Annotated in this window: 13 protein-coding genes; 7 read left to right on the top strand and 6 right to left on the bottom strand. The window is 66.1% G+C overall.

Annotation, left to right across the window (positions count from 1 at the left end):
• Positions 1-7: 7 nt before the first annotated feature.
• From JOD97_RS05060 to JOD97_RS05070, 3 genes are all read right to left on the bottom strand, one after another.
• A complete protein-coding gene (locus JOD97_RS05060; protein ID WP_229264185.1) occupies positions 8-1513 on the bottom strand; it encodes a pilus assembly protein TadG-related protein in 1506 nt (501 codons plus the stop codon).
• Positions 1514-1661: 148 nt separating this feature from the next.
• A complete protein-coding gene (locus JOD97_RS05065) occupies positions 1662-2303 on the bottom strand; it encodes an NrsF family protein (protein WP_209713891.1) in 642 nt (213 codons plus the stop codon).
• Positions 2300-2884, bottom strand: coding sequence for a sigma-70 family RNA polymerase sigma factor (locus tag JOD97_RS05070; protein ID WP_209713893.1), 585 nt, complete (start codon positions 2882-2884; stop codon positions 2300-2302). The genes JOD97_RS05065 and JOD97_RS05070 overlap by 4 nt, the downstream gene beginning before the upstream one ends.
• Before the next feature lie 116 nt (positions 2885-3000).
• On the opposite strand from JOD97_RS05070, the gene JOD97_RS05075 reads away from it, so the two are divergent.
• The 3 genes from JOD97_RS05075 to JOD97_RS05085 all read left to right on the top strand — a co-directional run bounded on the left by JOD97_RS05075 (position 3001) and on the right by JOD97_RS05085 (position 4731).
• Positions 3001-3600 carry a cytochrome b/b6 domain-containing protein gene (locus JOD97_RS05075; protein ID WP_209713895.1) on the top strand — a complete coding sequence of 200 codons (600 nt, stop codon included), beginning with the start codon at positions 3001-3003 and terminating at the stop codon, positions 3598-3600.
• 72 nt (positions 3601-3672) lie between these two features.
• Complete coding sequence (locus JOD97_RS05080) at positions 3673-4404, top strand: molybdopterin-dependent oxidoreductase (RefSeq protein WP_229264342.1); 732 nt, start codon at positions 3673-3675, stop codon at positions 4402-4404.
• Between the two features lie 51 nt (positions 4405-4455).
• Entirely contained in the window at positions 4456-4731 is a 276-nt protein-coding gene (locus JOD97_RS05085; RefSeq protein WP_209713899.1) for a pentapeptide MXKDX repeat protein, read from the top strand.
• Between the two features lie 26 nt (positions 4732-4757).
• On the opposite strand, the gene JOD97_RS05090 is transcribed toward JOD97_RS05085, so the two are convergent.
• Positions 4758-5288, bottom strand: a complete 531-nt coding sequence (locus tag JOD97_RS05090; RefSeq protein WP_209713901.1) for a cytochrome b — start codon at positions 5286-5288, stop codon at positions 4758-4760.
• On the bottom strand, positions 5285-6364 hold the full coding sequence (locus JOD97_RS05095) for a catalase family peroxidase (RefSeq protein WP_209713903.1): 1080 nt from the start codon (positions 6362-6364) through the stop codon (positions 5285-5287). The genes JOD97_RS05090 and JOD97_RS05095 overlap by 4 nt, the downstream gene beginning before the upstream one ends.
• A gap of 223 nt (positions 6365-6587) precedes the next feature.
• Here JOD97_RS05095 and JOD97_RS05100 point away from each other — a divergent pair, with 223 nt between their 5' ends.
• The 3 genes from JOD97_RS05100 to JOD97_RS05110 are packed head-to-tail and all read left to right on the top strand — an operon-like array spanning position 6588 to position 10056.
• The gene (locus JOD97_RS05100) at positions 6588-6977 is read left to right on the top strand and encodes a phosphonate transporter (protein ID WP_209713905.1); all 390 of its coding nucleotides are present in this window, start codon (positions 6588-6590) and stop codon (positions 6975-6977) included.
• The gene (locus JOD97_RS05105) at positions 6974-8311 is read left to right on the top strand and encodes a sensor domain-containing diguanylate cyclase (protein WP_209713907.1); all 1338 of its coding nucleotides are present in this window, start codon (positions 6974-6976) and stop codon (positions 8309-8311) included. The genes JOD97_RS05100 and JOD97_RS05105 overlap by 4 nt, the downstream gene beginning before the upstream one ends.
• Positions 8308-10056, top strand: coding sequence for a bifunctional diguanylate cyclase/phosphodiesterase (locus JOD97_RS05110; protein WP_209713909.1), 1749 nt, complete (start codon positions 8308-8310; stop codon positions 10054-10056). Before JOD97_RS05105 ends, JOD97_RS05110 begins: the two co-directional genes overlap by 4 nt.
• Positions 10057-10533: 477 nt before the next feature.
• Here the strand turns inward: JOD97_RS05110 and JOD97_RS05115 are convergent, their stop codons facing one another.
• Positions 10534-11169, bottom strand: coding sequence for a hypothetical protein (locus tag JOD97_RS05115; RefSeq protein WP_209713911.1), 636 nt, complete (start codon positions 11167-11169; stop codon positions 10534-10536).
• Between the two features lie 265 nt (positions 11170-11434).
• Here JOD97_RS05115 and JOD97_RS05120 point away from each other — a divergent pair, with 265 nt between their 5' ends.
• Positions 11435-13891, top strand: a complete 2457-nt coding sequence (locus JOD97_RS05120; protein WP_209713913.1) for a discoidin domain-containing protein — start codon at positions 11435-11437, stop codon at positions 13889-13891.
• Positions 13892-13939: the final 48 nt, after the last annotated feature.

The raw sequence follows: 13939 nt of genomic DNA on the forward strand, positions 1-13939 counted from the left end.
CCGACTCTCACGGATAGAGTTCCACGGCCCCGTCCAGGGTCTGTTCGGCCGCCAGGCCGCCGAACTCGGCGTACAGGCTCGTGGCCGTCGCCGGCACGGTCATTAAAAACTTGCCGACGCCGAGCACGGTGGCCGCGCTCAGCGCGCCGCCCGCCACCGGGCAGGACAGCAAGGCCACGTTCAGCACGCGGCGGTTGGCGATGCCCTTGTGGGCGGCGGCCGGCGCCAGGAAATTGACGCCGTTGGTGGCCTTGTACGGCGTCGACGACCCGGCCGGATAAGAGGCCGCCGCCGTCGGCCCCGCGGGCCCGTAAAGCGTGCTCCAGGCGCTGGTGGCGAACGCCACGTAGCCGGCGGTGGGCTCGACGGAGCCGGGCACGTAGGAACTGTACGGAACGGCCCGGGCGTACGTCCACAGCGGGCCATACATGGGCGCGGTGGTGCCAACGGGCTTGGTCAACGGGTCGGCCACGGTGCGCAGTTGGCTCCCGGTCGTCGTCGACGCTGCCGATTGGCTGGTGGGCGCGACGGCCATCCACGGGGTCGCGGCGCCGAACGCGAAGGAGCGGATATTCGTGTCCGGCGGCGCGGTCACGTTCGAGCACAGCGACCCGGTGTATTGGTCGAACCTGGAGTTGAGCTGGTTGAACAGCGACGCCAGCGGGAACGGCCGGCCGACGGTGATCGTGCCGCCGAACACGCGCGGCATCGCCAGCTGCCCCGTACATACATACGGGCCGACAAAGGCCGTCGCCAGGTTGGCGATCGTGCCGGCGGTGCCGGGGGGCGAAAACGGGTCGATGATGAAATTCTGGGCCGCGGTGCCGTTCGGATTGAGCTGCATCAGGTCATACGCGACACCGCGCCGGAAGCCGTACTGCACCAATTCGACGTTCGCCGGCGGCCCCGGGTTGGCGCGCGTCGCCGCCTCGACGTTGGACAGCGCGCACACCGCCAGCGGCACGACATCGATCGTCGAGCGCCCCGCCACCGCTGTCACCTCGACGTCGGCAGTTCGCAGGGCGTCGGACATCACACGCAGAAAAAACAGTTCGATGACGCCGATGTCCAGATTGCCGGTGGCCGCGCGGGCGTAGGTCAGGCCGCTGGGAGCGCTGCGGGCCGAGGCATGGTCAAGCCAGGCGCCGTTGGGCGAGTTACTGAACGACAGCGCGGCGTCGTTCCAGCTGATGCCCTCGCGATCGTATTTATATTTGAGCGCGCTCATCGCGACGGCGGCCTGCGCCAGCGCATTGTCGATCCCGGTCGAGGTGCCGTTGAGCGAGCGCGCCGCCGCCATCGCCGCCACGTTGGCGATCGTCCGCAGTTCGGCGCGGCGGTTGTAGACGCGCGCCAGGTCGAGCGCCAGGCCGATAAAGCCGATCAGTATGGCCACCATCAAGGTGAAGAGGATGGCGATGGCGCCGCGTTGCCGCGGGCGCCGGGCCGATGTCCCCCGCGACGGCCGGCCGCCGGCGGGGCGCGGCACCATGATATTGACGCGCTGTTTCATAGACGCTCCTCTCGTGGACAAACGATTGTAGCGGTGCGGCAACGCGTAACAATTGACTAGGGACAACAAAATGGCGTGAGCAAGAACCGGCCTTCGACGCCCCGGCCCGCATGACCATGCGGCGCGGCGGGACCCACGGCCCGCCGCGCTACCAGGCCAGCGCGCGCGGCCCCAACGCCGCCCCCAGCGCCGTGGGGATCAGCATGCCCAGCAAATACCAGGAGCCGACGAACACCGGGCTCATCTCCGGACAATGCAGGCAGTACACCGCCGCCGCCGCCGCGCCGGCGGCGAAGCCGGCTGCCGCGCCCGCCAATCGGAGGCGGGTCGGCGCGCGCCCGCGCAGGATGTGCAGCGCGGCGGCCAGCAACGGCAGCGACAATATCGAAATCAGCAGCGGGCAATAGCGCCACGTGCGGCCCCAGAACAAATCCGGACGCACCTCGGGCGCCGCCAGCCACAGCGCCACCGCCGCCATTACCCACAGCACCACCACCGGCCCGGCGACGAACAGCGGCAACAGGCGCACGCTGGCGCCGGGCGCGGCCAGCCGCTTGACCGCCAGCCCGCCGGCGCCGGCCAGCGCCAGCGAAAACCCCAGCTTCAGCCAGAACGCCGGCAACGCCAGCGCCAGGCCCAGGTCCGGGCGCATGCCCAGTATCGCCAGCATCAGCGCGGCGCTGGCGAGCAGGCCGCCGAGCAGCGGCAGCGCCGTGGCGCGCACCGGCCGCGCGGGCGGCGCCACATCGGGCCCGCTGGACAGCATTTGTATCAAATCATCCGTTTTCATGGCGAACCTCTCAAGATAGCGGCCAATGTTTTCATTCCACGATGCACCGACACCTTGACGGCGGCCTCCGACATGTGCAGCAGGTCGGCCGCTTCGCGCATCGACAATCCATCGAGTTTGGTATGGACGATGGCGTCGCGCTGCTTGTCCGGCAACAAGCCGAGCAGCTTGGCGAGGTCGCGCCGCGCCTCTCCGGCGGCTTCGTCGGTGGTGGAGAACAGCGCGTGCTCGCCCTCGTCGACATCGTCGAGCGCATCGTGCAGGCTGTCGCGCCGCGCGTGCCGCCGCAGCCAGTCGATCAGCTTGTACTTGGCGATCGTGTAGACCCACGCCGTCAGCGGCACGGCGGTGTCGTAAGTCAGGCGCTGGTTATGGATCGCCAGCAGCGCCTCCTGCACCAGGTCCTCCACCTCGTCCGGCCAGCGGCTCAGGCGCCGCCGCAGAAACGCGCGCAAATGCGTCGCCGTCGCCGTTAAAAAACGGCGATAGGCCAAGGCATCGCCATCCATGCCCTGTAAAAACAAGGCGTGGAGGCGTAATTCGGTCGAGCGTAGGTGGTCCACCTCTTCTATTCGTCGCATGGCGCCCTTTGGTTACATCGCCCAAACAAAAAATTTTTTAAGAATATTTTCCCCACCGTGTAACCAATCCACCGGCGGCCACGAACTCACTGGTACCGTCATCGAGAACACCGACCATGAAATCCTCCGACAGTCCCATTATCCATCCGGCATGGCTGCGCCTGACACATTGGCTCAACGCCATCGCCGTGATCGTCCTGCTGACCAGCGGCTGGCGCATCTACAACGCCACCCGCTTCCTCGGCTTCACCATCCCGTCCGGCTACACGCTGGGCGGCTGGCTCGGCGGCGCCTTGCAGTGGCACTTCGCCGCGATGTGGCTGCTGGCCGCCAACGGCGTGCTGTACCTGGCGATCAACCTCGCCTCCGGCCGGTTGCGGCGCCAGTTCTTCCCGATCAGTTTGCGCCAACTGCTGCGCGACATCGGCCAGGCGCTGCGCGGCAGGCTGTCGCACGCCGACCCGCGCCACTATAACAGCGTGCAACGACTGGCCTACCTGTTCGTGATGGTCGACGCGATCGTTCTCGTGCTGTCCGGGCTGGTGCTGTGGAAGTCCGTGCAGTTTCCGCTGTTGCGCGAGCTGATGGGCGGCTACGAAGCCGCGCGGTACGTGCACTTTATCGCGATGGCCGGCCTGTCCGCCTTCATCGTCATCCATGTGGTGATGGTGGCGCTGGTGCCACGCACGTTGCTTGCCATGTTGCGCGGCCGCTAAGCCGCATCGGGACCGACCATGATAAAACTATTCAAGAAACGCGAGATCGTCATCCCGGCCGAAGGCGCCGCCATGCTGGCCGACGCCATCGCCCGCGTGGCCGAACCGTCGCGCCGCGCCTTCCTGCAACGCTCGGTCACCCTCGGCGGGCTGACCTTGCTGACCGGCTGCTCCCTCAGCAGCGAGGAGAGCATCGAGGCGGCGCTGACCCGGGTGTCGCGCTTCAACGACCGGGTCCAGGGCCTGCTGTTCGATCCGGCGCGCCTGGCGCCGACCTACCCGGAATCGATGCTCACGCAGCCGTTCCCGTTCAACGCCTACTACGGCGAGGACGAGATCCGCGACATCGACGGCGGCGACTGGCGCCTGGAGCTGTCCGGCCTGGTGGCCGACCGCAAGCCGTGGACGCTGGCGGCGCTGCGCGCCCTGCCGCAGCAGGCGCACGTGACGCGCCACATCTGCGTCGAAGGCTGGAGCGCGATCGGCAAATGGGGCGGCGTGCCGTTCTCGCACTTCCTGCGCCACGTCGGCGCCGACCTGAGCGCGAAATACGTCGGCTTCAAATGCGGCGACGACTACCACACCAGCATCGACATGGCCACCGCGCTGCATCCGCAGACGCTGATGGCGCTGAGCTTCAACGACCAGCCGCTGCCGCCGCGCTACGGCTTCCCGATGAAGCTGCGCATGCCGACCAAGCTGGGCTATAAGAATCCCAAGCACGTACAAGCCATTTTTGTCACGAATACCCACCCTGGCGGCTATTGGGAAGACCAGGGGTATAACTGGTTCGGCGGCAGCTGACCGGTACCTACGTTGTTAAAACCCGTTGTTAAACCTACTAAAGGAATCACCATGAACAAACTGACCACCACCCTGCTCGCCGCATGCCTGATGCTGTCCGGCGCCGCCTACGCCCAGGACGCGATGAAGAAGGACGACATGTCCAAGGACGCCATGGCCAAGGACGGCATGAAAAAGGATGCGATGAAAAAGCCGATGCATCACGACAAAATGGCCAAGGACGGCATGAAGAAGGACGACATGGCCAAGGACGGCATGAAAAAAGACGAGATGAAGAAAGACGACATGAAAAAGGACGACATGGGCAAGGACGCGATGAAGAAATAAAGTGAAGGCCGCCGGAGCGGCCTTTTTTATTCGCCCCTGGCCATCTGGCCGAACACCTCGTCGCGCCGCACCCAGGCGTGATACAGCGCCGCGCCGAGGTGGCCGAGGATGGTCAGGAACAGCAGGTATGCCAATGCCCCGTGCAGCGGGCGCAGGAAACCGTACACCTCGGGGCTGTGCGGCAGGATGGCCGGCAGGTGCACGCCGCCGAACATCGGTATCGGATAGCCGCCGGCCGACAGCATGGCCCAGCCGATCAGCGGCATGGCCAGCATCAGCCCATACAACAGCCAATGCGACGCGTGCGCGGCGGTTTTCTGGATAGTCGGCAGGTCGGCCGGCAGCGCCGGCGTCGGCCGCGTCAGGCGATTGGCCAGGCGCACGACGGCCAGCAGCAGGATGGCGATCCCCAGCGGGCGGTGCATGGCCAGCAACTGGTCGCGGTACCGCAGCGACACGACCATGCCGGCGCCGACGAACAGCATGGCGAAAATGGCGACGGCCATGGCCCAGTGCAGAACCCGGGCGAGCAAATTGAAGTGGCGTGGGCGGTTCATCGGGCGCTCCCGTTCTGGCTGGTTGGATAGGCGCTCTTGCCTGCGCTGATTTCGCGTTCGCGCCGGTTGAACGACACCGAGTACGCCGCCGAGCGCGCATGCAGGATCGGATCGTCGCTGCCGGCGATGCCGTCCGGTAGTATCAGCGGATCGAAGTTGATGTCGCGGCATGGACCGGTGGCCTGCGCTTCCGCGTGTACCACGGTCAGGGTGCCGATGGTGGCCTCCGGACGGCTATCCGGCCAGGCCTTCGAGGGATCGGTGATCGGGTCGCCGGGCGCGGCGATTTGCACCACCATGTCCCACACCAGCGGGCCGGCGGCCAGGCGCCGCTCCAGGTCCTCGCCCAGAAAATTGGCATCGGCCGACTTCAGCTGCTCGGGCGTCATCGCCGCGAACGGTGCCCGCGGCCGCATCGACCAGCGCACCATGCGGTCGACGCCCTGCGCGTCCGTCAGGCGGAACGCGTTGACGCCGTTGAAGCGGGTGTTACCCAGGCTGTCCGACCTGGGCGCCGTTTTAGCCCAGGCCTGGAAAGCGGCGATCTCCGGATGCGCGGCCAGCACGGCCTTCATCTTGTCCGGGTCCGGCTTGCCGGTGGCCGGATCGGGCTGGCCGGCCTCGTTCATCGCCTGGAATCCCTGCGCCGTCGCGGCGGCAAAGAAGGGGAAGCTGTTCATCGCGATGCGCCAGTCCTGGCCGTCGTCGGTTTTCAGCTGCACGGCCATGCCGCGCACCGGCGACGCGCCATCGGGCGCGTACGGGTTGTTGGAGGACGCGGAAAAGCGGCCGATGACGGCGATCGACGGCTGCGAGAAGGCGCGCGCGGTCGACAGTTTCGCCGCCGCCGGCGTCGGCGCGAACGTGCCGTCAAAGCAGACGCCCTTGCTGTGCGCGCGCCGGAAACCCGGCTGTTGTTTGCCCGACGCCTGGGCGGTGTCCATCATTTTTTGCGGCGTCAGGTCGCGGTTGCCGATCCAGCCGCCGACCCACGCGAACAGCGCGGCGACGACGGCCAGTATCAGGAAAATAGGCAGCAGTAGCAGCATCGGGCCGCGCGGGGTGGGGGTGGGCATGTCTGTCTTGGCTTTCGTTGGTGGGTTGGATGGCTGGCGACGGCGGATTGTCGCATTGAAAGCGAACACAACGCGTCCGGGAGACCTGCGCGATGCGGGCAACGGGGTCGTGCGTTTCCACAAACAAGTGCTAGATAACGCACATACGCCATGCATCAGCGCTGGCGAATTGCCGTGGGTCAATGCTATCCTTCTTCTTGCCCGCCTCTGAAGGAACCCCAACATGACATTGCCTGCCGAAATACGATTCGACCAGCCCGATCTGGCCAAATTGCTGGACCATAGCGACGCCGTCGCGCTGGACGCCCTGGGTTTCGGTGCGATCGGTTTTGACCACGACGGTCGCGTCGCCCGTTACAACACGTTCGAATCGCAAGCGGCCGGGCTGCGGGCGGAGCGGGTGCTGGGCCAGGACCTGTTCCTGGCCGTCGCGCCGTGCATGAACAACTTCATGGTGGCGCAGCGCTTTATCGACGCCCGCGCCGATGGCGCGCCGCTCGACGACATCATCAACTACGTGCTGACCTTGCGCATGCGCCCCACCAAGGTCAAGCTGCGGCTGTTGTACCAGCCCGGCGCCGCGCTCGCGTACGTGCTGGTCCAGCGGCTATGAGCGCCGCCGGCGAACCTCCCGACGCGCAGGAATACGAGGCGCTGTTGCAGTTCCTGTACATGGCGCCGGTGGGCCTGGTGCAACTGGCCGCCGACGGCGCCATCCAGATGCTCAACCCGCTGTCGGCGCAACTGCTGATGCCGCTCAGCCGCGACGGCGGACTCACCAACCTGTTCGAGGCGCTGGCGCCGGTGGCGCCCGACCTGCGCTCGCGCTGCGCCAGCTACGCCGAACCGCACGGACAGATATGCGATGCCATCCGCCTGTATCTGCACGCCGGCGAACAGGCCGGCGGTCCGCAGGTCATGTCGCTCAGCATGTTGAAGCTGGGCGCCGACCGCTTGATGGCGGTGCTCACCGACGTCACGCTGCAAGACCGGCGCGAGCGCCAACTGCGCAAGACCGACGCCTGGCTCAATGCCATCATGACCAACATCGCCGACTACGCGCTGATCAGCCTCGACCGGCAGGGACGGGTCGAGTCGTGGAACGAAAGCATCCAGCGCGTGACCGGCTATGACGCGGCGGCCATCACCGGTCAACCCTACGCCCGCTTCTATCCCGACGGCGCCACCACCGAGGCGCAGCAACTGGAGCGCCTGCGCGAGGCCGACGACAACGGCTGGACGCTGGACGAGGGCCTGCGCCTGCGCGCCGACGGCAGCGAGTTCTGGGGCAGCGCCATGATCTCGCCGCTGCCGCCGCCAGGCGACGAGGCCGCTTCCGCCCTCGCCCCGGCCGCCGACGACGAGGCGGCCTATTGCATGATCATCCGCGACATTTCCGACAAGCGCGACGTCAGCGACAACCTGCGCAAGGCCACCTACAGCGACCACCTGACGGGTTTATCGAACCGGCGCGCGTTCGTCGAGGCGGCCGACCTGGAGCTAAAACGCCGCAAGAAAGCCGCCCGCCCCGTCTCGCTGATCATGATCGACGCCGACCACTTCAAGGCCATCAACGACCGCCATGGCCACCCGGCCGGCGACGCGGTGCTGAGCCAGCTGGCGCAGACCATGCGCGGCGTGTGCCGCCAGGTGGACGTGCTCGCGCGCATCGGCGGCGAGGAATTCGCCATCATCCTGCCGTCCGTCGGCCTCGACGCGGCGCTGGCCATCGCCGAGCGCCTGCGCGCCGAGGTCGACAAGACGCCCGCCATTTACGAGCAACGGCCGATCGCCTACTCGATCAGCGCCGGCGTGGCCGTGATGGACGACACGCTCGACGGCTTCGACGGCCTGATCAAGCGCGCCGACGAAGCCTTGTACCTGGCCAAGCGGCGCGGACGCAACCAGGTGGCGGCCTGGGAAGCGCCGGCCACGGAGCAACCATGAGCGGTGACGGCGAGCTGGCCTACGAAGCGCTGATCCAGTTCCTGTATCGGGCGCCGGTGGCGTTGATCCAGCTGCAAAAAGACGGCGCCATCGAAATCCTCAACCCGATGGCGTCTCGGCTGCTGATGCCGCTCGCGCCGGACGGCGACATGGAAAACTTTTTCCACGTGCTGCGCCGGCACGCGCCCGATTTGCCGCGGCTGTGCGCGGACTTTTCGGCGCCGCAAGGCGTCATTTGCGAAGGCCGCCGCATCGGCGTGGAAACGACCCACGGCCACGCCGATGGCCCCGCCGTGCTCTCGCTCGGCCTGCTCAAACTCGACGACAACCGCCTGATGGCGGTGCTGCTGGACGCCACCCACGAGGTGGTGCGCGAGCAGCGCATGCTGGCCAACGCGGCGCAGGTGGACGCCCTCACGCAATTGCCCAACCGGGCCGGCACGCTGGCGTTGTTGCGCAAGATGGGCGCGCGCGCACGCGCCGCCAGCGGCGACCACTGCGCGCTGCTGTTGGTCAACCTGGACCGCTTCAAGCGAGTCAACGATACGCTGGGCAACGCGGTGGGCAACCAGGTGATCGCGCTGGTCGCCGAACGCCTGCGCACGACGGTGCGTTCCGGCGGGCGCGCCGCCGGCGGCGGCCTTGCCGTGGAAACCCCCACCCACGTGGGCGGCGACGAATTTGCCGTGCTGCTCGACGGCTTGCCGGAACGGGCGATTGTCGAACGCATCGCCGGCCGCCTGCTCGAGCGCCTGGGCAAGCCCTACCGCGTCGGCGAGCAGGAGCTGGCCCTGACCTTCAGCCTCGGCATGGTGGTCCTGGGCGCCGGCGCGCAGGATGCCGACGACCTGCTGCGTGACGCGGCGATCGCGATGACCGTGGCCAAGTCGCAGGGCGGCAACCGCATGGTCGGGTTCCAGCAGGAGATGCGCGACCAGGCATTGCTGCGCAGCGGCCTGGAGGCGGATTTGCGCACGGCGATCGAGCGCGCCGAATTGTTCAATGTGTACCAGCCGGTGGTGGGCCTGATGGCCCACGGCCGGATGGACCCGGGTGCCGGCGTCGAGGCGCTGGTGCGCTGGCGCCATCCGGTGCGCGGCCTGGTAGGGCCGGTGGAATTCATCGGCGTGGCCGAATCGACCGGCATGATCCACGCGATCGGCGAGCAGGTGCTGGCCACGGCCTGCCGCGATTTCGTGGCCTGGCAGCGGCAACTGGGCGCGGGCGCGCCGCGCCTGCTGGCGGTCAACCTGTCGCGCGCGCAGCTGACCAAAACCGACCTGTGCGACAAGGTGGCGGCGATCCTCGCCGCCAGCGGCATGCCGGCGGCGCAGCTGCAGCTGGAAATCACCGAGAGCCTGGCGGCGCAAGGCGCCGACATCCAGCAGCAGCTGCTCGGCCTCAAGCAACTGGGGGTGAAGCTGGCGCTCGACGATTTCGGCACCGGCTATTCGTCGCTGTCGAGCCTGCACCTGCTGCCCGTCGACACCGTCAAGATCGACCGCTCGTTTGTCAGCCTCGCGGCCAGCAGCGCGCACCACAAGGTGCTGATCGAGGCCACCGTGCTGGTCGCGCGCAGCCTCGGCATGACCACGGTGGCTGAAGGGATCGAGACCGTGGAACAGGCCGAGGTTGCCCATGCGCAGGGCTGCGACAAGGGCCAGGGGTATCTGTACAGCCGGCCGCTCGAGAGCGCCGCGCTGCTGCAATGGCTGGCCACGCAGCAAGCGCCAGCGGCGGGTTAAGCGAAATCATTCCCGCTCGAGCGATCTACAGCGCCAACCCGCAACCGAGTTCATCAAGAAGACCGAATACGACATCCCGATACGCCTCGACGGGCCTTGGGGCTTGGGAAACAGAGATATCGTCGATTTCACGCGGTCGCCAAACAACATCACCACCATCGACTGATTGTCGCGCACCGACATCCAACACAGACCTTGCACCTCTGGCAGGCTTTGCCAAATCGTCAGTGCCCGGCGCCGAGTTGCCGGATAGGCCGATGCAGCAGAATCTCCGCGATGGCGCCTCTGGGTTGACTGACCGCGTACATCGTCGGGATGACCGAGTTAGTTGCCGGGTCAAACAAAGGACTAAACCGCGCGTTGCCCTTCCCGCTGTCGTTAAATACCGTAGGACCAAACCGCCCGGTGGATACATCAAAGCTGTGCACTCGATACCAAGTCCCCGCCGGCCTGTTCAGTGTCCGGTAAGGCAACGAATCAGCCATGAACCGGTCCTGCGATGTGTTCCCGCGCGGCCAGGACGACGGCAGTTGGATCGGCCTCCAGCACCTCACGGGGACGACGGCCATTCAACGCCACACTGGACGACTCAAACCAACTGGCTACCCGCAAAGGGCTCGCCTTGCCAAATAGCTGAAGCACGTCACGTATTGCAGGATATGGATTCCCCAATGGATCAAAAGCGTAACGTGGATAACGCTTTTTTCCGCCGTGTTCGATCGCAAATACCTTTCCCTCACTCAGCAGTCGATTGGCTCGAGCATGGGAGTTAATACGTTTGCCGCTCCCGGGCACCAGCGCATCCACCTCGGTGGAGGTCAGCCATTCGGTCCCGTTCAATATAGCAGTCGCCGCACGCTGTCGCAGTCGCTCTTGCACTGGATCATAGGGGCGGATCGGCGTCCGCTCCACGATTTGAGCCACGGAAGAAGTCAACTGGCGCGCAAGCGTTTCGCCCTCGCGAATTAGAGTCAGCACTTTTTGAAGTTCCTCGAAAGCGTGCCGCTCTTGAATCTCCGCCCTGCCTACCCGAAGCGCGCCAGCAACGGCTGAAACTCTCGCGTTGCCAGAATAAAACCGCTTGAAACGCGACGTAGCGATTAATTTACTCATGATGTCGCCCCCTGCTGCGAAATGAGATACGTGAGAAATTCTACCACATCGCGAATCTCACGAACGTACATTGGCCCCCAGCACATCCACACCCGGCCTCGCGCCAGGCCGCCTCCATAAAACACTCAACGCCACTTATTATTTTTCTCAGCCAGTCGGTAATTTATTGACGCTCAGCAACTATGCAACATAGACTACATTTCCGTTTTGCATATTGCCTCACCCCGACCGGCCGCGCCGCATCGGGACTTCTGGAGAGTGATCGATGAACAACCGAAATCCCCTGGCACATCACCGAACAACCAAACTTGCCGCCGCGCTCTTCCTGTTGAGCTCGGCCGTGCTCCCGGCCTGTGGCAACGCCGCCGAAGCCCGTACCTTCACCCACCCCGGCACGCCGCTGACCGTCTCGGACCTCAATACGCTCAAGACCTATGTCGACCAGGGCAGGCAGCCATGGAAATCCGGCTACGACCAGTTGGCCAACGATGGCAAGGCCAAGCTCACCTACGTCATGGCGGGGCCGTATGCGACGGTGGGCCGAGCCCCCAACGTCAACCTCTGGGCATGGCGCAACGACATGGTCGCGATCTGGAATCTGTCGCGGATGTGGCATTTCACCGGCAATGCCGAATACGCGAAGAAGGCACGCACCATCCTCAGGGAATGGGCCACCACCCAGGTCGAGTTCACGGGCCGCGAGTCGATGCTCGACCTGGGCGACTACGCCTACATGTTCGTGGGCGGCGCCGACATCCTGCGCGGCACCTGGTCCGGCTGGACCGCAGACGACACGGCCGTGGTGAAGAAGTACTTCAAGGATGTGCTGATGCCGGCGTCGAACCCCTATGGCGAAAACCAGTTCGGGGCCGCCAACAAGGGCGCGCTGGCGCTCGTCGCGCTGGGGTTGATGGCCATCTTCAACGACGACGCGGAGGCGTTGGACAAGGTCGTGTACCAGACCCGCACGCTGGCCCACATCGGATTGCGCAGTTCCAACGACATCGGCATGCTGGGCGACTCCCTGCGCGACCAGGGGCACGCCCACGGGCAGCTCAAGTCGCTGTCCATGCTTGCCGAGGCACTGTGGAAGCAAGGCATCGACGTCTATTCCGATTTTGACGACCGCCTGCTGGCGGCGGGCGAGTATTTCGCCAGGGTGAACGAGCTCGCGCCCACGCCCTTCCTTCCGTTTGGCACGACCGACGCCTACTACACCGCCGACAACACCAATCGCGGCTGGGGCGGCGGCAACATCACGCTCAATCAGATTTATGGCGCCTACGCCCTGCGCAAGGGCATGCAGGCGCCGTTTATCGCTCAACGGCGCGGCTGGATGCCGGTCGACAGCGGCAGCTTCATGTTCCTGACCGACGCCGCTTCCGCAACCACCGCGCCGGCACCCGCGCCGCAGCTGCCCATTCCCTCGACCACCTCGGTCACCTCGGGATTGAGCAGTATTGAAATCGGCGGCGCCACCCCGGCCGGCTCGGCCACCTACGCCGACGGCAAATGGAGCGTGTCGGGCGCGGGCGCCGAGATCTGGGGCGCGAACGACAGCTGCCACTTCAGCTACAAGGCCATCACCGGCGACGGCGCCATCATCGCGAAAGTCGACGCGGTCCAGAACACCAGCCTGTCCGCGAAGGCCGGCGTGATGATGCGCACCAGCCTGGATCAAGGCGCTCCGCGCGCGTGGATGGCCATCACCAACCGGCTCCAGGCCGAACAGAATATCCAAAACCTCGCCGTGTACGGCGGCAACAACTACGGCAACAAGGCCCTCGCCATCGCCAACACCGCGCCCTCGTACTGGTTGAAGCTCGAGCGCATCGGCAACGTCATCACCGGCTACCTTTCCCCCGACGGCACCAACTGGGCCGCCACGGACGTCGGCCGTCTCAACGGCCCGCTGCCCGAGACGATCTATGTCGGGCTGATGGTGTCGTCGGTTGCCAACGGCACGCTGAATCGCTCCAGCTTCAGCAACGTCCAGATCACCGGCGGCGACGGCGGCGCGCCGAGCGTCATCCCCGCCGCGCCGGCCGCGCTGCTGGCCGCCCCGGGCGATGACGCCGTCCCGCTGCGCTGGCAGCAATCCTTCGGCGCCACCAGCTACACGGTCATGCGCGCCACCTCCAAAGGCGGCCCGTACTCGACCATCGCGATGGACGTCGCCGGCGGCAGCTACACGGACACGTCGGTGACCAACGGCGCGACATACTACTACACCGTCGCGGCGGCCAACTCCGCCGGCACGGGCGCCAGCTCCCCCGAGGACAGCGCCACGCCGGTACGGCCGATGGTCAACGTCGCCGCGGGCGGCAGCGCCCTCGACAGTGCGAACAACCCGGCCAACGCCAGCCGCGCTTTCGACCAGAACTCGGCGACGCAATGGTTCTACACGGGCGTGACGGGCTGGCTGAGGTATGACCTCGGCCACACCGAGACGGTGCGGCGCTACACGGTCATCAGCTCCGGCGATCAGGTCCCGCGCGATCCGAAGGATTGGCAGTTCCAGGGATCGAACGACGGCGCCGCCTGGACCACGCTCGACACGCAAAGCGATCAGGCGTTCAGCCGGCGGCTTGAGCTGAAAGGTTACACGGTCGCAAGTCCGGCCGCCTATCGCTACTACCGGCTTAACATCACAGCCAATAACGGCGATGCCACCTTTACGGATCTCGCCGAGTTCGGACTGTTCGCTGACAAGCCGCGGTAACTGCGGGCCTGTCGTTTTCCGTAGGGCGGATTAGGTGGGACGCCGTAA

Origin of the sequence: Duganella sp. 1411 (assembly GCF_017833525.1) — a bacterium.
Lineage (GTDB): Bacteria > Pseudomonadota > Gammaproteobacteria > Burkholderiales > Burkholderiaceae_D > Rugamonas.

What these genes read in the sequence shown, in the direction of transcription:
- JOD97_RS05070 (WP_209713893.1), bottom strand. Translation starts at nt 2,884, where the DNA reads ATGCGACGAATAGAAGAGGTGGACCACCTACGCTCGACCGAATTACGC.
- JOD97_RS05085 (WP_209713899.1), top strand. Translation starts at nt 4,456, where the DNA reads ATGAACAAACTGACCACCACCCTGCTCGCCGCATGCCTGATGCTGTCC.
- JOD97_RS05115 (WP_209713911.1), bottom strand. Translation starts at nt 11,169, where the DNA reads ATGAGTAAATTAATCGCTACGTCGCGTTTCAAGCGGTTTTATTCTGGC.
- JOD97_RS05090 (WP_209713901.1), bottom strand. Translation starts at nt 5,288, where the DNA reads ATGAACCGCCCACGCCACTTCAATTTGCTCGCCCGGGTTCTGCACTGG.
- JOD97_RS05120 (WP_209713913.1), top strand. Translation starts at nt 11,435, where the DNA reads ATGAACAACCGAAATCCCCTGGCACATCACCGAACAACCAAACTTGCC.
- JOD97_RS05060 (WP_229264185.1), bottom strand. Translation starts at nt 1,513, where the DNA reads ATGAAACAGCGCGTCAATATCATGGTGCCGCGCCCCGCCGGCGGCCGG.
- JOD97_RS05095 (WP_209713903.1), bottom strand. Translation starts at nt 6,364, where the DNA reads ATGCCCACCCCCACCCCGCGCGGCCCGATGCTGCTACTGCTGCCTATT.
- JOD97_RS05080 (WP_229264342.1), top strand. Translation starts at nt 3,673, where the DNA reads ATGCTGGCCGACGCCATCGCCCGCGTGGCCGAACCGTCGCGCCGCGCC.
- JOD97_RS05100 (WP_209713905.1), top strand. Translation starts at nt 6,588, where the DNA reads ATGACATTGCCTGCCGAAATACGATTCGACCAGCCCGATCTGGCCAAA.
- JOD97_RS05105 (WP_209713907.1), top strand. Translation starts at nt 6,974, where the DNA reads ATGAGCGCCGCCGGCGAACCTCCCGACGCGCAGGAATACGAGGCGCTG.
- JOD97_RS05065 (WP_209713891.1), bottom strand. Translation starts at nt 2,303, where the DNA reads ATGAAAACGGATGATTTGATACAAATGCTGTCCAGCGGGCCCGATGTG.
- JOD97_RS05075 (WP_209713895.1), top strand. Translation starts at nt 3,001, where the DNA reads ATGAAATCCTCCGACAGTCCCATTATCCATCCGGCATGGCTGCGCCTG.
- JOD97_RS05110 (WP_209713909.1), top strand. Translation starts at nt 8,308, where the DNA reads ATGAGCGGTGACGGCGAGCTGGCCTACGAAGCGCTGATCCAGTTCCTG.